Below are 21,499 nucleotides of genomic sequence, written 5' to 3'. Positions count from 1 at the left end.
AGTGAGAGTAAAGGAAAGTGGCGGTCTATGGTTGCTGGACCGCTCGATGTGGTATAATGGAACTAAGCAATTCGTTGCTTATACTCCGTCATGACTATCAGGAGGATGAATGTATGGCCGAACCGGTTACCGCTTTGTCGGAGCAATTAATGAACCATTTCAGTGAAGAGAAGCTGGCACTGCTCAGCACGATCGATGCAGAGACAGGGGTGCCAAGCCAGAATGCCATTTCGTGGGTACATGCTGTATCCGACGGAAAGATTCGGTTTGCAGTGGATCAACGTTCCCGCATTGTAACGAATGTGAAGAACAATCCGCTGGTATCGATATCTGTGTTTGCTGGAGGATCAATCTATGCGATCTCCGGAAGGGTTCATGTTGTAATTGACGCCCTTGAAGGTGTTCCGTTCAAGCTGACTTGCTTGGATTTGGACATCGAAGCGGTTCGTGATGTAATGTTTTATGGTTCACGCATATCCGTACAACCTGAATATGAGAAAACATACGACAAACGCGCTGCCGATAAGTTAGACGGACAAGTGTTTGACGCCATGAAAAAAGCCTAGATCCAGTGGACTAGGCTTTTTGTGTCTTTATAAGGGTTGTCCTACATCTCTTTGTTGTTCAGCTTCTGACGGTCTTCCGATTCTGCAGGTGTATTATTTTGCGGAGTAATGTCTTTGGGGATCTGAGGAACGATCCTTCCGAGAATATCCGCTACTTCTTCTGCAAAACCTGCAATGGGTCGACCGCGATTAATGTCTTCGCGCATCTCAGCAATACGTCCATTCAGACCTAAGTCTGCTGTTACGAAGGCGTGAACGCCGTATGGATCCTTCCGCAGCGCTTCTGCCACCGAATATTTGATCACATCCACCCTGGACCGATCGAGCTTAGGATCTACTGTAATACCTACGATGGCTGTGTTTCCCAGCACGACGCATTTGACGTCTTGCACCTGAGGAACACTGGCTGCAAGAGCCTCCAAGCGCTCCCTAACTTCTCGTTTATTCGTAATAGGCGGCTTCTCTGGAACGGTTTGTTGAACTTTAACTTGCCCTGTTCTGTTATCTGGAGCATTGTTCGCCCAATCCTCTGAGGGAGTTGATTGTTTGTTGTTGTTCCCGCAGCCTGTGAGTACAGACAACAACAGCACCATGATAATCCAATATCGCATCGCTGATCGCTCTCCTGTCTTTTCCTTATTCGTCACCGTTAGTTTGTCCGCTTCATAAGCAAATATGTACGATTGCAGACACCAGGCCAGGGAGGAAACTCAAATGAGAAAAATCTATGTATTGGACACGAATGTGCTGCTCCAAGATCCAAATGCCATTTTTGCCTTTGAGGATAACGAGGTCATCATCCCTGCGATTGTGTTGGAAGAGATTGATACAAAGAAACGGAATGCGGACGAAATTGGCCGCAACGCTCGGTATGTGTCCCGTTTGATGGATGGATTAAGGGAAAAAGGGCGGCTGCATGACGGAATTGAGCTAGACCAGGGGGGCAGTGTAAAAGTAGAGCTGAATCATCGCAGCTTCATGAGAATGCAGGAGGTATTCGGTGAGATTACGAACGACAACCGTATATTGGCGGTTGCGCTTAATTACCATCAGGAGGAGCAAAGCAAAGAGAATCCAAGGCCGGTGACGCTTGTCAGCAAAGATACTCTTGTCAGAATAAAAGCGGATGTGCTTGGCCTTAATGCGGAAGATTATTTAACCGATCGCATTGTATCCTTGAATGATATGTATCCGGGGTACTTGACCATTCATGTGCATCCAGGCATCATAGACAACTTTTATAATGCCAGATTTTTACCCGTATCCAGCTTAAATCTTCCCTATGCCTTGCATCCGCATGAATTCATTATTCTGAAGGATGAGCTTGGGACCTCGAAGTCAGCCTTGCTCAAAGTGAATAGTGATGTTAAGAAGCTAGAACCGTTGTACCTAAGTAACGAACCAATCTGGGGAATCGGGGCGCGTAACGTTCAACAAAGGATGGCGCTCGAGCTGCTGCTTAACGATGACATTCCATTAGTAACCTTGACAGGTAAGGCCGGCACTGGGAAAACTCTGCTAACGCTGGCAGCAGGACTTATGAAGATTGAAGACGAACATAAATATAAGAAATTATTAATCGCTAGGCCAGTTGTCCCCATGGGCAAAGATATCGGCTACTTGCCTGGTGAGAAAGATGAGAAGCTTCGTCCTTGGATGCAGCCCATCTATGATAATCTGGAGTTCTTGTTCGATACAAAGAAACCAGGAGATATCGAGAAAATATTAGCTGGGATGGGCAGCATTCAGGTTGAAGCGCTCACCTATATTCGCGGCCGCTCTATTCCAGGGCAATTCATCATTATTGATGAGGCGCAGAACTTATCGAAGCATGAGGTGAAGACAATTGTCTCTCGAGTTGGAGAAGGCAGTAAAATTGTATTAGTGGGGGACCCAGAGCAGATCGATCATCCTTATCTGGACTCTTCGAGCAACGGACTTACCTATGTGGTGGAACGCTTCAAGAGCCAGGGATTAAGCGGACATATCAATCTGGAACGGGGAGAGCGCTCCCACTTGGCGCAATTGGCCGCAGATTTGTTGTAATCAAACAAGCACACAATGGGGGATTCAAGTACATGCTGTCGACACACAACCGAACAGAGCTATTACACTTTTACAAACATCACATTCATCATCAATTGTTGCCATTCTGGCAAAAAGCGGTTGATGAACAGCATGGCGGCATTTTCACCTGTTATTCGAATGATGGAAGTACACAAGTCAGCCGTGACAAATACACTTGGTCCCAAGGACGTTACGTATGGCTGTGGGCCAGGCTTGCAGAATGCTGCAAGAGAGGTTTGCTGGATGGAGACGCAGATGTTTATCTGCGACAGGCGGGGCAGGCGGTTCAGTTCTTACGCAACCATGCCTTGTTAGATAACGGCAATTGCGCATTCCTGCTCTCTGAGGACGGAACGCCTAAGGAGCCCATCACTGGAATGGGATACGATACTAGCTTCTTCGCTGATTGTTTCGTAGTGCTGGGCTGCGGGGAATACGCTCGCGTCAGCATGGATGCGGACTCCTTGGAGTGGGCATTGCAGCTATACGATTCGATCCGGAACCGATTGGCTTCCGGCACGCAGCGCAGCGAGCCGTATCCGACTGTGCCAGGCCTGGAAGCGCACAGCTTCTCCATGATTATGTTGAATGTCTCTCAGGAGCTGGCAGAGGCGTTAGCCGCGTTACAACATCCGAGAGAACAAGAGGTACGCGGACATACAGAAGCTTATCTGAATCGCATTTTGACGGTATTCGCGCAACCGGATCATACAGTATCAGAGCTCATTGCGGTTGATGAACATCTGGCAGATACCGTAATGGCCCGCCACCTCAATCCTGGGCATACGATTGAGTGCATGTGGTTCGTCATGACCGAAGCTAAGCGGGTTGGCAACATGACTGCGATTGAGAAAGCGGTGCATGTGACCAAGAAAGCGTTCGAGCTAGGCTGGGATGACAAATATGGAGGCTTATTGCATTATGTTGATCGCGACGGAGGTTCTCCGCAAGGGCGTGAACTAGGTGGTAATAGCTTCGAGCGCAATATTATTGAGACACCGGAGACGAAGCTTTGGTGGCCTCATTCCGAAGCGTTATATACATTATTGCTCGCCTATGAGATTACTGGTGATCAGGAACTAACAACGTTGTATGAGAAGACACATGCCTATACTTTTGCGACGTTCCCGCATCCGGATCGTGCAATAGGTGAATGGATTCAGATCCGTGATCGGGCAGGGGAACCGTTAACGAAGGTGGTCGCTCTGCCAGTAAAGGATCCTTACCACATCCTCCGCAATCTCCTGCTCATTGTAGAGCTGCTCAGCACCGAGGAGAAGGAATAAGTACTATAGACGCCAAACAACCCTGCAGAGCGCTTATACGCGCTTGCAGGGTTGTTTGATTAGTCTTACTTGAACTTCGGAAGCCAATCTCCATGAGCTTCGATCATCGCATCACACATAGCCACGATATCATCCATCGACAATTCGGCTGCTGTATGCGGATCCAACAAGGCTGCATGATAAATATGTTCTTTCTTTAATGTGCGGGCCGCTTCTATCGTAAGTAATTGCGTATTGATGTTTGTGCGATTCAGGGCAGCCAGCTGCGGCGGCAAATCTCCTACGTAAGTAGGTGTAACACCATTAGAATCAACGAAGCAAGGAACTTCCACACAGGCTTCCTTTGGAAGATTCGTAATGAGGCCTGTGTTCATGACATTGCCTCCGATTTTGAAAGGCACGTTCGTTTCAATCGCTTCCATAATTCGAGAGGCATATTCATGCGATCTTTGGTGTTCCAGCTCACGATTGTTCACAATCTCTTCGCGCATCGTTTTCCATCTCTCGATCTGATTAATACAACGGCGAGGATATTCATCCAATGGGATATTGAAGCGCTCGATCAATTCTGGATAGTTCCGTTTGATGAAGTAAGGGTGGTATTCAGCATTATGCTCGGAAGACTCGGTCACATAATAGCCGAATTTCAGCATTAGCTCGAGACGCACCATATCTTTATGCTTTTCTTTCTGTTTCTCGATTGCGCGTCGTTTGATTTCTGGATATAGATCGACACCATCCTTGGTGACTTCTAACAGCCATGCCATGTGATTAATACCAGCAATTTTAGCTATTACGCCGGTTGTATCAATATCCAAGTTTTTGAACAGATGAGGGACACATACTTGAACACTGTGACAAAGACCGACCGTCTTGACTCCGCCATCCGTGTTGAGAACATTCGTTAGAACGGCCATAGGGTTCGTATAGTTGAGGAATAAAGCATCAGGACACACTTCTTGAATATCGCGAGCGAAATCAAGAACTACTGGAATCGTACGCAGGTTACGGAAAATCCCGCCTATTCCAATCGTATCGGCAATCGTCTGGCGAAGACCGAATTTCTTCGGGATTTCGAAGTCTGTAATCGTACAAGGATCGTAGCCGCCGACTTGGATTGCATTTACAACAAACTTGGCCCCGCGCAGGGCTTCTTTTCGATCACTATAAGATTTGATGCTGCAAGTACTCCCAGATGTTGCTTTTAAATTAAGAAGCATCTGCTCGGAATCGCTGAGTCTTACTGGATCAATATCGAACAGAGCAATTTCGAAATGTTGCAGGGCAGGTGTCATCATGCAATCGCCTAACACATTTTTAGCAAAAACTGAGCTGCCGGCGCCTAGAAACGTTATTTTAGACATAAGGTCATTCACTCCCTATATTTAGTTCTTTCGCTTTCTACTATACTCGTAGTTGATTAGGTGAAACTATGGAATAATGCGATGAGGATATGGACAAATGTAGTTTTTTTGATACGATAGACCTGTACATATTACGAATGAAGGGACCGACTTAATCGTGAGTTCACCAACATATAACGTAGCCATCCACCCCTTTCCAGGTAAAGGAGAGCTTGTTGTTCTGTTCGCAGGTCATGAGCAGACGGCTCCATCCCATCAAGTAGGACCGCAGGTGCGTGACTATTACCTGATTCACCATGTGCTGAGCGGTAAGGGGACTTTCCAGTGCATGGGCAGCCAATATGACATTCGAGCAGGTCAGAGCTTTGTTATATTTCCAGGGGAACTGATTCGCTATGAATCCGATAAGGAAGACCCTTGGAGCTACAGCTGGATTGCTTTTAAAGGGACGATCGCAGATCAGCTGTTGAGCGGGCTCGGTATATCCCAGTATCATCCGGTTGTCAATCCAGTCAATTCTCGACGAACAGCGGCTCTATTCCGCAGGCTGCATACCGTGTTGGGCAAAGCGGATGCGAGCTGTGATCTGGAAAGCGGTGGGTTGATGCGAATGACACTCGCGGGTTATGTAAAGGAAGGACAAACACCGGTAACCGCAGGTAAAACAACCCATAATCCAATTGAGGAGCAGGTGGAACGCACAATACGTTGGTTGACGCTGCAGTATGCTCAGCCCATCTCTATTCAGGAGATTGCGCACTCACTCGGGTACCATAGAACACATTTATCGAAAATTTTCAAACAATATACGGGAGTGTCTCCCATGCATTTCTTGCTCAAAATTCGAATGGATCGCGCCAAGCTCCTTTTACTAGAGGAGTTGACGATCGAGCAGGTAGCATCTTCTGTTGGATATCCGGACTCTTTATATTTCTCCAAGCAATTTAAGAAGTGGCATGGCTGTACTCCAAGTGATTATCGCAATAATGTCCATACTCGGGTGCCCGACTATAACGATTGCAATTAAGGCCTATCTTACGAAGTGCATTTAATTCACAAAATGCTAAGTTTATGCTTACGAAGTGCATTTGTTTCACAAATGCTTAAGGAGGAATACTCATGCTAGAGGCCCAAGAGAATGCAAGCAGAAGAGAGCAGCTTTATCAATTACTAGGAAGATTACCTGATCGGACGAAACCGATACATGAAGAACTAGTGGCGGTTGAAGAGCGGCCCACTTGTCTAGTAGAGCACTTATATCTGGATTTGAACGGAATCGAGCGCGTTCCCGCATACTTCTTGCGCAGTAAGAATCAACAAGCTGAGAAGGCGCCTCTAATTATTTATCATCACTCCCATGGAGGTCGCTACTCGGTAGGAAAGGAGGAGTTGTTCGCAGGGGCTCCTTATTTGCTAGAGCCTTATTACGGAGAAACTTTGACGGATGCCGGGTATTCCGTGTTAGCCATTGATAGCTGGATATTCGGAGAACGCAGCGGGCGTTCAGAATCCTCCGTCTTCAAAGAAATGCTGTGGCACGGCCGCTCTATGCTCGGGATGATGGTCTACGACAGCTTGCGGGCTCTGGATTATGCGGTCAGCCGTCCAGATGTGGACTCTTCAAGAATCGGTACACTTGGTATGTCAATGGGAAGCACTCACGCTTGCTGGTTAGCAGCACTTGATCCAAGAGTGAAGGTGACCGTTGATCTATGCTGCATGACTGATTATCAAGCTCTGATCGAGAGCGAGGGGTTGGACGGTCATGGCATATACTATTATGTTCCTGATCTGTTAACCCATTTCACAGCCTCTGACATTCAGTCTTTAATCGCCCCGAGACCTCACCTGAGCCTGGCTGGCAATCTAGATAAGCTAACCCCGACGGACGGGTTAGATCGGATAGACAAGGCCCTGCGTAGTGTATATGAGAAGCAAGAGGCAGCTGAAGCCTGGCATATGAGTCGTTATGATGTCGGCCATGAAGAGACAGCCGCAATGCGTGAGGAAGCAATGGCTTTTCTAAGAAAATGGTTATAACCGCCTTATTCTATGGAATCCAACCATATCAAGCTGCAGCGGTATGCTTTTGCGATGCCTTCCATTAGGGGCTTGAACGTCTGGTCGACGGCATAACATTCTGCATCGTTGCCCTCAAATTGTGCAATAAGATGTTCTTCCATCTGTAATAGAGCTTGTTCTAGTTCTTTGTGCTCATCTGCGCGACTGAATTGGAACAAGCTTATTAGGTGTTGGTATAAATAGCGATTCCCACTGCGGCTCTCGAAGCCGTAGTCATCGTATGCAGCATAAGTCACTGCATCATCCGGAAGCAGGAGCAAGTCCAATTCTTCATACTCAAATTTATAATGCTGCATGAGCTGGGCAACTGCTTCTCGCCCGGATTCATCGGACACGATTAACGTTTCTTTATCCCTATCGAATAGAGGGACATCGGCCAATGCTTTCACAACCTGTGAATAGTAGCCTGGTCTTTTTCCTTCTGGTAATTGCATTTCAATGGCGATTTTGTGCATCTGGACCTCCACTATTTTTTCGCGTACGCGAATTTATTTGGTTCTACTATAAATTATAGTTCACGAATGCACAATTTTCATATATCATAGAAATGTTATTTAAGACTTTAGAACTAGCTAGGCCAAAGGAGTGCGAACCGAATTGCGCGACAGACGATGGCTGATGATTGCCTCAATCCTGTGTGTATCCGTTATTGTGCTATTCTTAACTGGTAACGTTTTCAATAACCGTATTCTAGTAGCAGATCCAGCACAAGGCCGTAATTCTGATGAACCGATACCGGAGCTACGACCCGGCGTAAAAGAAATTACGGTACAAGTCTCTATGGATGAAAAAGAATTCGCCGTTCTTAAGCAGCTTCGGCAACAGCACCAATCTATTCATACTGACCTATCCATAAATCTTGAAAATATTCCTAATCAAAATGAGGCATACACGAAGTGGAAAAAAGCATCCCAGCTTGGTGAGGCCCCCGACATTATGCTGCTCGATAACAATTGGGTGACTGAATTTGCTGCGCTTGGTTACTTGTTGCCGGTCGACTCGTTCCTGACAAGCGAACTCATTGCTCTGCAGATGGAGCAGGCGGTCAGTCAAGTGAAATGGAACGGGTATACGTGGGGTGTGCCAAAGGATGTAGATACTTATTTAATGGTCTACAGTGCGAAGAGGTTGGCAGAGCATGGATTTGAAAAGCCGCCTGCACAGGCTGAGGAGTTAATATCGCTGCATACCAGCTCTTCCAAGCCGGATGAAGGCAAATACGGCATATACATAGATTTTGAAGACCCGGTCGCATTCTTGTCACTTGCCAAGTCACTTGGCGGGGCCAAGGCTCAAGGGAAGACAGCCCCGTTGAAATTGACAGAGCCAGCCGTGACCAAGGCGTTTGACGCGTTGCTTGCAGCCCCTCGGGATACCGGGAAGGAGGATACAAAGTGGCTCGTTAAGTCATTTCCTTCTATATCCACTCCTACATGGAAGCCATGGGATCTACTCCAGCAGGGCCGCATGTCTGGGATGCTAACGACCCTGTCGGAATATAAGCTATATGGCAAAGACAGAGAAGGTCTCATCATGACTGGTTTGCCTTTTCCTAAGGGTGAAGCGATCTGGAAGAGCTCTTGGTTAAACGGGCGCAGCTTCTCGATCTCCTCCCGCTCGGATTTTCCTCAGGAAGCTTTTGAATGGATTAAAGATCTGACCAATACGGCCTCTAATTTGAAATTCTGGATTGAAGGCTACAAGCTTCCTTCCACAACGAACAGTTATCTTGTAGGCGGAATCAAGAATGACACATCTGTACAAAGTGTAGCTGCTTTTCTTGACAAAGATGAAGCAACAGTGAAAAGTCCGGTATACAATAGACAGCTGCAGCAATTAGAGACCGGCTTGGACCGATTGAGGAAAGGCGAGATCAGTTGGAAGATGTTCTCTGAGCAAATAGAACTGCAGTGGGGAGGCGGAGCCGTCTCGGGAGCAGCATCTAACACTGCTGCGGCAGGTTCATCCAATCAACTCCCATCAGCAGCACCTGTACCAAGCTCGGCCCCTAAGAATTAAGCTAGAGCCCTAATTTTAATGTGACCGTCAAGGTTCGATCTTTGACCTTCAGCTCTGAGGCTTGTAGAAATGAAGCGATCTTGCTTGGGTAAAAGCTTAGATCATGTTCTTTCGCGAACGACTGCGCAGTGGACTCCGGGAGCTTTATCCCGTTATATGTTATCTCACTCAAGTGAAATCGAATGGCGTTTTTGGGCTTTAATTCAAGCTCATAAACGCCTTTTATTTTTAAGGTCAACTCCCCTTGTTTCCCAATGGCTGTAATAATTCCATCCTCAAATGAGAAGTTTAGCTGCTGAAGAGCTGAGCTCTGTGCATGAATGAACGCATTCAATTCACTATCCCGAATCTGGAAAGTATAAGTAAAGCCCTTCATAGTTAAAGCATTAGGAGTTGCGGCTATTAGGTCAGGGAGCTTCTGCATAGTTCTGGCAAGTTCAGCAAAATATTGCTTGAACAACGGCCGTCCCTTGGTCTCCCAGCTCTTGTTTAACTCCAGCATTTGCTGGGTCACACTATCCTTGTTAGGTAAGGAAGCAAGCTTACGGGCGACTTCGTCCTGAAGTGCAAGGATTTGTCTTCGCTGATCTTCGTAACGGGATCGAATGGTTTGAAAGTCTTTTCTGGATTGCTCGAGCCTATCATTCAGTTCCGTTTTTGCTCGGAATACTTGAACATAACGCTCAAGCGTTGCGCGGTCACGTTCGGTTACGATCTGCATTTGCTCGAATACATATAAGGCGTCTTTCCATGTTTTTGCCGACAGTACCATAGACCATAACGGAACACGATCTCCTGTGTAAGAGGCTTGCAGCAATTGCTTTACCCTTTTGCTCTGATCTTGTATGCGCTGGTTGATCTCGATAAGACTTTGCTCCGCACTCTTAATTTGCTGGGACACTTCTCCTTCTTTCTCTTGCAGCTTCATGATTTCGCGATCCAGCTCGTATAGGCTAAGTCCCTTTTCTAATAAAAGTCCGGCTTGCCCGAGATCCTTCTCGGTCTCTGCGTGAGCGTACCCACCTCCAAGCACTAATACACAACTGATCAAAAAGACGGTGCCCATCCGGCGAAAGAATTGAATCATACTTTGTCCACGCCCTTTCCGTACTTAATGTATCGAAGGGAACGTGGATTCATGACAACAATATGAGTGTTATTTCATAAAGCTTTTGAGTATTTCATCAATAGGTAACGCGTCAGCCGGAACCTCTTGTGTGAAAGAAGGTACTTGATTGATTTGTCCCCACTTATTATTAAACTTGACGATTTGTTCGTGAGATGTTTTCCCGTTTTCTAAAAGCACAAAATGAATATCGGCCTGCAGTTCCTCCAGAAATCCATCCTTCCGCACGGAGGTTCGAATGTACCCAGGGGCTTGCAAAGCAAGGGTTGTATGACTCCATTTATTCTTGAACCCATCCGCTTGGGACTTCGTAATCAGCTTCTGCTTGAGCAACTCATCGCCCCATTCCAACAGCTTGCTTTGCAACAAAGCGGATAGAACCTTGGCGTTGCTTTCTGTAATCGCAATGGAAGCCCAGTGAGGATAATTGTCGTCCACGGTCTCCTCCATACGCTTGAACCATTTAGCCTCGATACTCGTAAGCCACCCTTCAATCCATCTTGCATAGGTTTGCGAGGATAGAGCCAAGCCGGAGGCAGCGGCAGACAAATCTACAGAGATATACTCATTGTTCGGGTTGAGCAGTGGAATCTGCATATACAATTTGTTATTGTTAAGGATAACGGGAATTTCGGGTATAACCTTCCCCCCAGTTGGTGTAAGCATGAGCTTGGATTCCATCCGGAGTGGATTAAGGCTAACTGCACCGGACCATTCCATATTGCTATTCGTCAGGGAATGAAGAAGAGAAGCGGTTAATGGATTCGAATCGGAGAGAGGGAGTGTATCATCCAGCTTCAGTTCCGATCGCCCTGCGAATGTATAGCTATAAATGTCAGCCTGCTTATGTAGAGCTTCTAGCACTTCCTCTTTGATCTTAACATTGTCAGAACAGCCAGTTACGAGTAAAAGTGTACTCCATCCAGCGACGACAACAGCAGTCAAACGCTTCGTTAGCGGTTTCATTCAGACAACTCCCTATCATAGGATGGTTAAATATCTCAGCAAAAGAAAATGTGTCTAACATACTATAAACGGAAGTGGAATGCAGATGACAAAAATGATCAGCGGGGTGATGTCCACCCTAATAGACTTAATGGAGAGAAGCTCGGATAAACGCATTACATTTCATGATTTCATGGCCGTTTGTCTGTACGACCCTGAGCATGGTTACTACAATACAGATCGAATCAAAATTGGCAAAGAAGGCGACTTTTATACTAGTTCATCCCTAGGCTCCTTCATGGGGAAAATGTTAGCGAAGACTTTTATTCGACTCCTCCGGGAAGAGGGATGGGATCAAGGAAACTGGCAAATTGTTGAATGGGGAGGCGGGACTGGCCGATTATCCTTACATATTCTAGATCATCTTAAGGTAACAGACCTTTCATTATATGAAAAGCTCCAGTATACAATCGTTGATCGCAGCTCCTTCCATCGCTCCTTGCAGCAAGAAGCCCTTCTTCTTCATCCGCAAGTGCGTTTTCAAGAGCCGGAGCAATGGCTTGCCCATCACCAATCGGTTCCTACTATCGTATGCTCGAACGAATTGTTGGATGCGTTTCCCGTCCACCGAATTCGCTATTATCAAGGTCGGTTCGAGCAAATATTTGTAAACTGGGACAGCAAGAGAGAACAGTTTCAGGAGCAGTACGATGAACGGCTGGAACCCGAACTGCTGAACTTCATTGAGCAAGAACAGCTGCCAACAAGGGAACGCCAACATTTCGAAATTAATCTTGAAGCCGACCGATGGATTCGAAAAATGGCTGAACGGCTGAACCCGGGCGCCTTAGTTACGATAGATTATGGTGATGTAAGGGAGGAGCTGTACGGACCTCACCGCATGAACGGTACACTGATGTGTTATAAGAAACATCAAGCTCATGATAATCCTTATATAAACGTCGGTGAGCAAGATATAACAGCACATGTGAATTTTTCTTCTTGTATTCATTCTGGGCTTCAGGCGGGCTTGCAGAATTGGGAGTTGGAGACGCAGAGGCAATTCCTGGTTTCTAATGGTATTCTGGAGCTTCTGGTGTCGCATGACGGCTCCGATCCATTCGGATCCGCGGCCCGCAACAACAGGGCTATCCGTCAGCTGCTTCTAAGCGATCAGATGAGTGAGTTGTTCAAAGTGTTAATCCAAAGAAAATAATAATGCATAAATAATAAAAGGTGAACGATAGGCTGTTAACAACCAGCCATAACGTTCACCTTTTCTTGATTTCGCATCGAAAGCTACACCGACATTTTGAAGAACGACCAGTACGTAAATCCTGTAAAAGAAAGGACCAAGTACCCCCAGAAAATCAATATGTAGGCGCGTTCGGACAAATTCATATACCCTAAGATGACGAATGCAGTAGTCTGAAAGAAGAATAATAACGCCATTTCTTTCATATCTCCAGCCAAAGCCATCAGACCAATTGCAAGAGTCCAGAAGCCCAAAACCCGGAACATGCGTGCCACGATGAATCCCCCTCTCTGTCGAAACGGTCAATTTTCTACTGTCATTATACCGTTACGGGCTATAAGTGTAAACTGTGAAGCGTGACGATTTACCAAACTTTTTCTTTAGTCTTCCCAAAATGTCCACAATCATGTATGAGTGTCTAAAAAAATGGTAATACCAAATAGTATCAAATAGATTCTATGAACTCTATTATGGGCATAAAGATTAAAAAGTGGCTACTTTAAAGTTTGTTGGGAGGTTGTAGGCATGACGGCAATACGACAAGATGCCTGGAGTGAAGAAGACGATCTAATATTGGCTGAGGTGACCTTACGCCATATACGGGAAGGCAGCACGCAACTGGCTGCATTCGAAGAAGTAGGAGACAAGATTGGGAGAACGTCTGCAGCATGCGGGTTTCGCTGGAATAGCTGTGTGCGTAAAAAGTATGATGCGGCTATCTCGATTGCCAAAGCGCAACGTCAAAAACGCAGCCAATATAAAAAACATGCTGGAAGCGCATCTGTTGCAGCAATTGCTACCTTGGACCAGGCCGATTCCCTGAGCACTTACAAAAGTGAAGGCTTGAGTGAAGAATCGATTTCCATTGATGCCGTTATTCGATTCTTGCGTCAGTGGAAAGGAACCTACCAAGATATGACTAGGCATATCAAGTCCATCGAGAAGGAGCTTCGAGAAAAGGATGAAGAGCTTAGTATACTCCGCCGCGAGAAAGATAAGCTAAATCGGGAAATGAACATGGTGCAAACTGATTATCGAGTAGTCAATGACGATTACAAAGCGCTTATCCAAATTATGGACCGTGCTAGAAAGCTTGCCTTTCTCGTAGAAGAAGAGGATGAGCAGAAATCCAGATTCAAGATGGACGCCAATGGTAATTTGGAACGGATAGATGGATAACAACAATAAGATCCCTGGCTTCTTCTGATGCCTGCGGATCTTATTTTTTTTCACTAGGTTGGGGCAGGTTTCACGTCACTTTGTGGGGTGTGAGTGTCGGGGTCCCCGCAAAGTCATCGGATTAAGCTTCGTAGGTTTCACATCACTTTGTGGGGCATCTATGCTATGATTGTTGGAAAGTTTTATTCGAAATGAGGCGCGAAAAGATGGACATATGGTGCGTAGGCGGAGGATCCATTGGGATGCTGTTAACGGCCAAGCTAACTCTCGCTGGCTATAAGCTCACTCTGATTACCCATACGGATGAACAAGCGGAGTCGATTACACAACATGCAATAACCCTGATAGAAGTGAAGGATGGACAAGAATTCAAGGCCGTACCCTCAAATACAATTTCATACTCCAGATTAGTTAGCAATCCTGACACATGGATTAGCCAGAAACCGGATTGGATATTGTTGACCGTGAAGCAGCAGCACCTGACAGACGCCTTGTTACAGCAAATCGGTGACTGGTGCAGCAGAGGAAGCAGATTGTTGTGCTTCCAGAACGGGGTAGGTCATGTCGAACGATTGGCACCTTATGTTCCTATGCATTTACTAGATCTAGCAGTGACGACTGAAGGAGCACGCAGGACCGGTCCTGCGAAGATCGAGCACACGGGACACGGGATAACAAGATTAGGCAGTGCACAGGAATTGGAAGAAGGAGAGCACAGCAGAGCGATCCGATCTTCGCAAAAAAAACTAGCCAAAATGTTGAATAAAGCAGGATTCGAGTCCTTGTTGTCGAACAACATGAGGGAGGTAGCTTGGAACAAATTGCTAATAAATGCCGTCATTAACCCGCTAACCGCTATTCTGCAGTTTCGTAATGGAGAGCTTGTAGAGTCGGAACCATTAATCCCTCTTATGCGCGCCTTGTATGAGGAGGGGGTTCAAATAGCAGACTCTCTTCAGATTCGAATCCAAGACGATGTATGGGAACAATTGCTTGAGGTTTGCCGGAAGACGGCAAATAACACCTCATCAATGCTTCAGGATCTAACCGCAGGAAGAATCACGGAGATAGAATGGGTTAATGGTGCACTTATACATGAGGCTCATGCGCAATCGATCTCTGTGCCTACAAACGAAGCCATATATCGACTTGTAAAAGCGTTGGAGAAGCGGTAAGGGATCGGGAAGACGCCATTATCCTGGCATACGGAGCGGTGATAATGCTGTGAGAGCTTTTGCTAATATTTGGATTCATGTATACGCTTTTACTGCATTTGTACCTTTTTTATGGTTTTTCGTCCTATGGATTGTTTTCTACCTTAGGACTAGAGAAAGTAAGAAAGCAACCAAAATAGCGATGGATGTTACTACTTTTCTGCTAATTGGTTCTGTATCGGTCATGTACACGAATATCTTTCATAACAACTTCGGTTTTTTTATGATCTTGTTATTTTTTCTGATTGGATATGGATTAATTGGCAATTATCAATACAGGTTACGCGGGGCAATCAATCATATCAAAATCATCAAGGTAATATGGCGATTAGGTTTTTTTCTGTTGAGCACGGTCTATTTCATTTTTCTAATAATTGGGTTTATTCAGGCCATGAGAGATGTATAAAGGATTGAAGGGGGCATGGTGGGATGACGCTTCACAATATGATGGAAGAAATCGTAAGAAACTGCCTGAAAGACTTGATTCAACACCAACCTAAGCTAGCCGTATTAGACGATAAAAAGTTCGATGATGTGATGGCAATTACACTGAACAAGCTGCCGGCCAAGTATGTATCAACCTCTCGCGGAGAAGTATTTGCCAAGACACAGCTTCGCTTACAGGTGGAGACGGATGTGTATAGGGAACTGACACTAGCGATTGAACGGGTAACGACGACAGAATAAAGCAGCTTTACTTATAAAATACCGTACATAACTACTGCAGCTTTTACCTTAAGGTGAAGGACTGCGGTTTTTTGCTTTGGCTAATTATATCCTATAATAGTTTATTTCCTTCCTAGAGCTTATTTGTTTCCCTTATGATAAGATCACATTGATATGTCAAAAATATGAAAAGTCGGATTCTCGATGGCAATTCCAAAATTATATTTGCATGATACGTGACAGGAGATGGGGCACTATGGTACAAGTCCTAGTAGTTGATGATGAGAAAGAAATCCGCAATGGTCTTGTAACTCAGATCCCTTGGGCCGATTGGGGGATTGATGAAGTGTATCATGCAGATGACGGGGATACGGCCCTTGCACTTGCCTTGCTCCGCAGCCCCGATTTGATTGTCACTGATATTCGAATGCCTCGAATGAGCGGTTTGCAATTGGTTGAGGAGCTTTTCCGTAACGGATTTGCAGGGAGCATTATTGTAATTAGTGGATATGATGATTTCCATTTTGCCAAAGAGGCCTTCAAGTTGGGCGTATCTGACTATTTGCTTAAACCAATCAATAAAGAGGAACTGTCCAGGGCAGTTGCAGTTTCCTTGCATCGGATGAGGGAGCTGGACAGGCAAGAACAAAATCAGAACTTGTTTAGACAAAATTTTGAGCAGGCGCTGCCCAAAATGAGAGAAGAGACCCTGCAGGAATTGATCGAGAAACCGCACCACGAAGGTTTAGGATTGCGTATTGAGAACAAACTAGGCCAATTAAAGCTGGACTGGTTGATATCGGTACAACTCCATTTGATCGTAATTGGGATCGATGACCTGAAAGCGCTAACAGAAAAGAAACCTCCGGGAGAAAAAGAACTTATTTTGTTCGCCGTTGGCAATATACTGGAGCATATGTTCAATGAATACCATGTGGATCACTACGTTCTTTTCCGGTCTAAACAAGACAATTGGATCGCCTTATTCGCTAGCGGCCCAGTCTTTGATTCCTTCACTAAACTGGAGGCGTTTTCTGCAGCTGTCTGCGAGCATGTTAAGAACAACACAAAGATTCACATCCAAATCGGAATATCTCAAGAGACGGGGATACTGGGCCGATTGTACGATATGCATCAACAAGCAGTTGAATCATTAGTTTATTTGAAAGTGCATGGAAACAGGCCTGGAAGCGAAGAAGGCGAATTTAGCGGCACCGGCGGGATCAACTTGGCTAGTACCAAAGAATTGATGGAACAGTTGAAATACGGAACGGCAACGGATATTTGCGAGGCGATGGACAACTACCCGATATTGGTCAAGTCATGGAATATCCACCACCCGAAGGACCTGCAGCAATACACGTTCGAATGGTTGTTAGAAGTGTTCCGGACTGCTCAGAAGATGGGCTGGAAAGAATCATCCTGGGAGAAAAATCCGATCGCAATTTGGGAACACCTGGAACGTTTCGATACGCTCGAGTCGCTCCAGCAACAGATAACCGTTCAACTGCTGCAAGCAGCGGAAAGCATGAAGGGTCAATTCGGTTCACTCAGCCAAATCGTATACGAAGCACAGTGTTTCATTCAGCAGAGGTTCAATGAAAATCTGACGTTACAGATGGTAGCGGACCATGTTCATGTGACGCCCGTATGGCTGAGCAAGCTGTTCAAGAAAGAATCAGGTATGAACTATTTGGAATATTTGACAGAAATCCGGCTCAATAAAGCTGCCGAGCTTTTGATGGACTTGAATCATAAGGTGTATCAGGTCAGTTTCTTGGTCGGTTATCAGGATCCGGTCCATTTCTCCAGACTGTTCAAGAAAAAATTCAGCTGCACTCCGCAAGAGTATCGTAACAATCGGGGGAATCAGTTTGAGTAAACATCGTCTGCTGAGCCTGAGCGGATTCTCGATCCGGCATCAAGTCATTCTCCTTTTTTTTGTTGTCATTGTGCTGCCATTTTTGTTTATAGGCTACTTTGCCTACCAAAAATCTGTGCAAGCGATCGAAAACGTCAGCTCCATCGTGTCCTTGGAGATGATCAACAAGAATGCTAAAAACTTGGACAATTTTTTGAATTTGGTCGATGCAGCCCAGAACGAAATTATGTCCTCCGCGGAAATGCAAAATTTGTTAAGTGCCGAGCCCAATACTACACTGGAAGAAATGGAGATTGCGGCCGAGTTGAACCAAATGACCTTTTCCCTGAGCAGCAATCCCTATGCGTATTCCATTCGGATTTTTCCGATCGAGCCTTCGAGGTATCCAACCTTCACCTATTCGATTTATCAAGGAATTGACATTGAGAAGGAGAAGTGGTTCCAACAAGCGAAGGAAATGGCTTCGCCTTTCTGGCAGCTATTCTTGCCCAATGACAACCCGGTTCTCTATAAAGAGCCGATCTTCTCGAAGATCAAACGGTTGTACAGTTTGGGAAAATCACAGACACTTGGTTTTGTCTCTGCTGATATTAAAGTGAGTACGCTAGGCGACTATTTGGCTCCAGTGAAGATGCTGGATCAGCAGCAGGTCATGCTCATCGACGAAAACAAGGTGATCTTGTATCACCACGATCAATCATTGATAGGAACCCAAGTTGCCCCTATCGAGTTGACACAATTATTGAATAATAGCGACCACGATTCGAAAAAGATAGAGATAGATGGCAGTGAATATATGGTGACATACACCAAAATCCCAAATAATGATTGGAAACTGATAAGCATGCAACCGTTATCCGTTTTGACTCAGCCGGTTACAGAGATTGAAAGGATAAGCTATCTCTTTCTTTTCTTTTACTTTCTATTATCCGTGCTTACGATTGCGTACTTGACGGTTCGGTTTACTAACCCGATTCTCCGACTGGTGAAGTCCATGCGTCAAGTGGAGCAGGGGGATTTCTCATCAAGCTGGCCGCAGGTTCGCCGTCTGGACGAGATTGGGTGGTTGTACCGAGGTTTTGATAACATGGTCAAGCGAATCGAACAGTTGGTTCAAAACTCTGAGAAGGCAGCCAAGGATCGAAAAGAGTTGGAGTTCCAAGTGCTTACGCATCAAATAAACCCTCATTTTTTGTACAATACACTTGAAGTTATTCGCTGGAAGGCAGAAAGTCGGCAAGCAGACGATATAAGCGATATGGTTAGATCTCTCGGGAATTTGCTTCGTCTCAGCTTGAATGACGGCAGGGAATTGTCAACAGTCGCACGGGAAATGGAACATATACGATCCTATGTGAATTTACAGATCGCGCGCAATGATGTATCGATTCGTGTCGCTTATCTGATCGATGACGATATCTTGAAGCTTCCTTGTCTGCGGTTATTATTCCAGCCTTTGGTGGAAAATTCGATTGTACACGGCTTGCCTTATCTTGGAGAGGGAGATTCACTCAAGATCGTAATAACAGGCAAAATGGAGCAGTCGATGCTCCGATTCGAGATCCGTGATAATGGTCCAGGCATTCCGAGTCACATCCGGACCCACTTGTTATCACAGGATCCTGTCGAATCGAACGAACGGAAGGGAGTCGGCCTTCGTAACGTTCACGAAAGATTGGTGATATACTTCGGAGACAGGTATGGTCTCCACATTCAAGACAAGGCAGGGCCGGGCGCTGTTATCGAAGTAAGCCATCCGATGTTGACGGAGGATCCAAAAGGTGTGGACATGTGAATGGTATATGCAAGAGCATCTGACTCCACTCAGATGCTTTTTTAGTTGCATCTGTTTAATTTCCTCACAGTAAAGAACAACTTTGTTAGATATAAGGCTTGAACCTTGTTGCGATATAATGATGTAAACAGAGCAAAGGAGATTTGATGTGAAGACCAATACTGCTGATCATATGAGACAAGACCAACCTTTGAAGAGAATGAAAGCGCATCAAATAAATAGGATTTGGAAGAGGATTAAGAAGCAGCACATCTTGCTATGGATGTCTGTTCCGATCATCTTGCACCTGATTTTGTTTCAGTTTGTCCCGCTGTGGGGATGGTTGATGGCGTTCAAGGACTACAGTATAGGGCAAAGCTTATGGGAGGCTGAATGGGTAGGGCTTAAACACTTTAAAACATTGATGACGCATGACGATTTTCTTCGGGCCCTGCGCAATAACATCGTGATGAACACGATGCAATTGGCACTGGGTACAGTATGCGCCATAGGCTTGGCAGTTGTGCTGAGCGAATTGAAATCCAAATGGTTCGTACGCACGGTCCAAACGATGACGTATTTGCCCCACTTCGTTTCCATGGTGGTCGTGGCTAACATTGCAGTTATGCTCCTGTCTCCCGACAACGGTGTGATTAATATGCTATTGATCAAACTGGGTTTGATCGATAGTACAATCTTCTTTTTCGGTAAAGCGACATGGTTTTGGGTTATCCATACCCTTGTCCTGACATGGAAAGGGTTCGGCTGGAGTGCCATCATCTATTTGGCGGCAATAGCCGGGATTGATCCGACGCTCTATGATGCGGCGCAGGTGGATGGGGCGAGTCGCTGGCAGCGGATAAAATACATTATTATACCTTGTATTGTACCTACGATCGTACTGCTGTTGTTAATATCAGTTGGGAGTTTGATGACTGGCGGATTTGAATCTCAATTCTTATTAGGAAATGTCATTACCTCGGAATACTCAGAAGTAATCTCGATTGTAGCATTAAGGTTGGGGCTTAACGAAGGCGACTTTTCATTCGGAACCGCAGTCGGGGTGTTCAATTCAGTCGTCGGCGTGACCTTGGTGCTGATGGTCAATGTGATTGCCCGAAGGTATAAAGCGAACCTATTTTAAAGAATGGAGAGATAAAAGACAATGCTTCTTCATAGATCAACAGGCGAACGAATTGTCGATGCCGTGTTATACGTATTACTAGGCATCGTCGCTATATCTACGGTGTACCCTTTTATTTATTTGCTAGTCATATCCCTGAATGAGACATCAGATGCGATGAGAGGTAACTTATATTTCTTTCCCCGTAAGTTTACGTTAGATAATTATCTATATGTTTTTCAAAACGAACAACTGCTGAGAGCATCGATTAACTCTGTAGCGAGAACTGTGATCCAGACGGTATTGAACGTTTTCTTGTGCGGTATGATGGCTTATGTGCTAAGTCGCAGGGAATTCATGTTCCGGAAACTGTTCAACTTTCTTCTCGTCCTCACGATGTACGTAAGCGGCGGACTGATTCCTACTTACTTGCTTATTAAAAGTTTGGGCTTGATGAATACATTCGCCGTCTATATCGTCCCAGGTCTGGTAAGCGCATTTTATGTTTTCGTCATGAGAACGTTTTTCGAGCAACTGCCTGATGGGCTTATTGAATCCGGTTACATCGATGGTGCGAATGATTTTCGGATTTACACGTCCATCATTTTGTTAGTCAGCTTACCCGTCGTCTCAACAATCGCGCTGTTCGTGGCCGTAGCCGAATGGAACTCATGGTTCGACAACTACCTGTACAACAGTCGTAATCAGAATTTGGCCGTATTGCAATATGAATTGCAAAAAATGATTCAAACCGTTGAAGTGAGCACCAACAACGATGATGGCAGTGGCGAGGCTAGAATCATTTCACCTATGACAATCAAGTCGACATTGACCATTCTCGTTACCGTTCCAATCCTGTTTGTTTATCCTTTCCTGCAAAAATATTTTGTAAAGGGTTTGACACTGGGTGCGGTTAAAGATTGATTTTACGCTGTTTCCGACGTACACCCG

The 21,499-nt window shown here is 45.5% G+C and carries 21 protein-coding genes; 15 read left to right on the top strand and 6 right to left on the bottom strand.

Annotation, left to right across the window (positions count from 1 at the left end; all coding sequences use genetic code 11):
• The first annotated feature begins 113 nt into the window (after positions 1–113).
• Positions 114–566 carry a pyridoxamine 5'-phosphate oxidase family protein gene (locus tag AC58QD_RS12710; RefSeq protein WP_497333679.1) on the top strand — a complete coding sequence of 151 codons (453 nt, stop codon included), beginning with the start codon at positions 114–116 and terminating at the stop codon, positions 564–566.
• A gap of 41 nt (positions 567–607) precedes the next feature.
• Here the strand turns inward: AC58QD_RS12710 and AC58QD_RS12705 are convergent, their stop codons facing one another.
• Positions 608–1,177 (bottom strand): YhcN/YlaJ family sporulation lipoprotein, encoded by a 570-nt coding sequence (locus AC58QD_RS12705; RefSeq protein WP_497333677.1) that lies wholly within the window; start codon positions 1,175–1,177, stop codon positions 608–610.
• A gap of 103 nt (positions 1,178–1,280) precedes the next feature.
• Here AC58QD_RS12705 and AC58QD_RS12700 point away from each other — a divergent pair, with 103 nt between their 5' ends.
• Both AC58QD_RS12700 and AC58QD_RS12695 read left to right on the top strand, forming a co-directional pair.
• Positions 1,281–2,612 (top strand): PhoH family protein, encoded by a 1,332-nt coding sequence (locus AC58QD_RS12700; protein ID WP_497333675.1) that lies wholly within the window; start codon positions 1,281–1,283, stop codon positions 2,610–2,612.
• Between the two features lie 32 nt (positions 2,613–2,644).
• Entirely contained in the window at positions 2,645–3,919 is a 1,275-nt protein-coding gene (locus AC58QD_RS12695) for an AGE family epimerase/isomerase (protein WP_497333673.1), read from the top strand.
• A gap of 65 nt (positions 3,920–3,984) precedes the next feature.
• Here AC58QD_RS12695 and AC58QD_RS12690 read toward each other — a convergent pair whose 3' ends face one another.
• Positions 3,985–5,283 carry an alpha-glucosidase/alpha-galactosidase gene (locus AC58QD_RS12690; RefSeq protein WP_497333671.1) on the bottom strand — a complete coding sequence of 433 codons (1,299 nt, stop codon included), beginning with the start codon at positions 5,281–5,283 and terminating at the stop codon, positions 3,985–3,987.
• Between the two features lie 157 nt (positions 5,284–5,440).
• On the opposite strand from AC58QD_RS12690, the gene AC58QD_RS12685 reads away from it, so the two are divergent.
• Both AC58QD_RS12685 and AC58QD_RS12680 read left to right on the top strand, forming a co-directional pair.
• Complete coding sequence (locus AC58QD_RS12685) at positions 5,441–6,310, top strand: AraC family transcriptional regulator (RefSeq protein ID WP_497333669.1); 870 nt, start codon at positions 5,441–5,443, stop codon at positions 6,308–6,310.
• A gap of 92 nt (positions 6,311–6,402) precedes the next feature.
• Positions 6,403–7,323 (top strand): dienelactone hydrolase family protein, encoded by a 921-nt coding sequence (locus tag AC58QD_RS12680; RefSeq protein WP_497333667.1) that lies wholly within the window; start codon positions 6,403–6,405, stop codon positions 7,321–7,323.
• 5 nt (positions 7,324–7,328) lie between these two features.
• Here AC58QD_RS12680 and AC58QD_RS12675 read toward each other — a convergent pair whose 3' ends face one another.
• Positions 7,329–7,820 (bottom strand): hypothetical protein, encoded by a 492-nt coding sequence (locus AC58QD_RS12675; protein ID WP_497333665.1) that lies wholly within the window; start codon positions 7,818–7,820, stop codon positions 7,329–7,331.
• Between the two features lie 142 nt (positions 7,821–7,962).
• Between AC58QD_RS12675 and AC58QD_RS12670 the strand changes: the two genes are divergently transcribed.
• On the top strand, positions 7,963–9,384 hold the full coding sequence (locus tag AC58QD_RS12670) for an extracellular solute-binding protein (protein ID WP_497333663.1): 1,422 nt from the start codon (positions 7,963–7,965) through the stop codon (positions 9,382–9,384).
• A gap of 1 nt (position 9,385) precedes the next feature.
• Here the strand turns inward: AC58QD_RS12670 and AC58QD_RS12665 are convergent, their stop codons facing one another.
• Together AC58QD_RS12665 and AC58QD_RS12660 are read right to left on the bottom strand one after the other, a co-directional pair.
• Positions 9,386–10,471: a hypothetical protein gene (locus AC58QD_RS12665; protein ID WP_497333661.1), complete on the bottom strand. Its 1,086-nt coding sequence runs from the start codon at positions 10,469–10,471 to the stop codon at positions 9,386–9,388.
• A gap of 69 nt (positions 10,472–10,540) precedes the next feature.
• On the bottom strand, positions 10,541–11,476 hold the full coding sequence (locus AC58QD_RS12660) for a hypothetical protein (RefSeq protein WP_497333659.1): 936 nt from the start codon (positions 11,474–11,476) through the stop codon (positions 10,541–10,543).
• A gap of 85 nt (positions 11,477–11,561) precedes the next feature.
• On the opposite strand from AC58QD_RS12660, the gene AC58QD_RS12655 reads away from it, so the two are divergent.
• Positions 11,562–12,671 carry a class I SAM-dependent methyltransferase gene (locus AC58QD_RS12655; protein ID WP_497333657.1) on the top strand — a complete coding sequence of 370 codons (1,110 nt, stop codon included), beginning with the start codon at positions 11,562–11,564 and terminating at the stop codon, positions 12,669–12,671.
• An 83-nt stretch (positions 12,672–12,754) separates the two neighbouring features.
• Here the strand turns inward: AC58QD_RS12655 and AC58QD_RS12650 are convergent, their stop codons facing one another.
• Positions 12,755–12,985, bottom strand: coding sequence for a DUF2626 domain-containing protein (locus AC58QD_RS12650; RefSeq protein WP_497333655.1), 231 nt, complete (start codon positions 12,983–12,985; stop codon positions 12,755–12,757).
• A 250-nt stretch (positions 12,986–13,235) separates the two neighbouring features.
• On the opposite strand from AC58QD_RS12650, the gene AC58QD_RS12645 reads away from it, so the two are divergent.
• The 8 genes from AC58QD_RS12645 to AC58QD_RS12610 all read left to right on the top strand — a co-directional run bounded on the left by AC58QD_RS12645 (position 13,236) and on the right by AC58QD_RS12610 (position 21,472).
• Positions 13,236–13,889: an RsfA family transcriptional regulator gene (locus tag AC58QD_RS12645; RefSeq protein ID WP_497333653.1), complete on the top strand. Its 654-nt coding sequence runs from the start codon at positions 13,236–13,238 to the stop codon at positions 13,887–13,889.
• A 206-nt stretch (positions 13,890–14,095) separates the two neighbouring features.
• Complete coding sequence (locus tag AC58QD_RS12640; protein ID WP_497333651.1) at positions 14,096–15,064, top strand: ketopantoate reductase family protein; 969 nt, start codon at positions 14,096–14,098, stop codon at positions 15,062–15,064.
• Between the two features lie 49 nt (positions 15,065–15,113).
• A complete protein-coding gene (locus AC58QD_RS12635; RefSeq protein ID WP_497333649.1) occupies positions 15,114–15,509 on the top strand; it encodes a DUF3397 domain-containing protein in 396 nt (131 codons plus the stop codon).
• A gap of 23 nt (positions 15,510–15,532) precedes the next feature.
• On the top strand, positions 15,533–15,790 hold the full coding sequence (locus AC58QD_RS12630; RefSeq protein WP_497333647.1) for a late competence development ComFB family protein: 258 nt from the start codon (positions 15,533–15,535) through the stop codon (positions 15,788–15,790).
• 235 nt (positions 15,791–16,025) lie between these two features.
• On the top strand, positions 16,026–17,651 hold the full coding sequence (locus tag AC58QD_RS12625) for a response regulator (RefSeq protein ID WP_497333645.1): 1,626 nt from the start codon (positions 16,026–16,028) through the stop codon (positions 17,649–17,651).
• Positions 17,644–19,446 (top strand): cache domain-containing sensor histidine kinase, encoded by a 1,803-nt coding sequence (locus AC58QD_RS12620; RefSeq protein ID WP_497333643.1) that lies wholly within the window; start codon positions 17,644–17,646, stop codon positions 19,444–19,446. Before AC58QD_RS12625 ends, AC58QD_RS12620 begins: the two co-directional genes overlap by 8 nt.
• 148 nt (positions 19,447–19,594) lie before the next feature.
• The gene (locus AC58QD_RS12615) at positions 19,595–20,569 is read left to right on the top strand and encodes an ABC transporter permease (RefSeq protein WP_497333641.1); all 975 of its coding nucleotides are present in this window, start codon (positions 19,595–19,597) and stop codon (positions 20,567–20,569) included.
• 21 nt (positions 20,570–20,590) lie between these two features.
• Positions 20,591–21,472: a carbohydrate ABC transporter permease gene (locus tag AC58QD_RS12610; RefSeq protein ID WP_497333639.1), complete on the top strand. Its 882-nt coding sequence runs from the start codon at positions 20,591–20,593 to the stop codon at positions 21,470–21,472.
• The last annotated feature ends 27 nt before the right edge of the window (positions 21,473–21,499 follow it).

Source organism: Paenibacillus sp. J2R1T-4, from assembly GCF_059692235.1.
The sequence above is the reverse complement of the archived record's forward strand: the minus strand, read 5'-3'. Positions and strand labels throughout refer to the sequence as shown.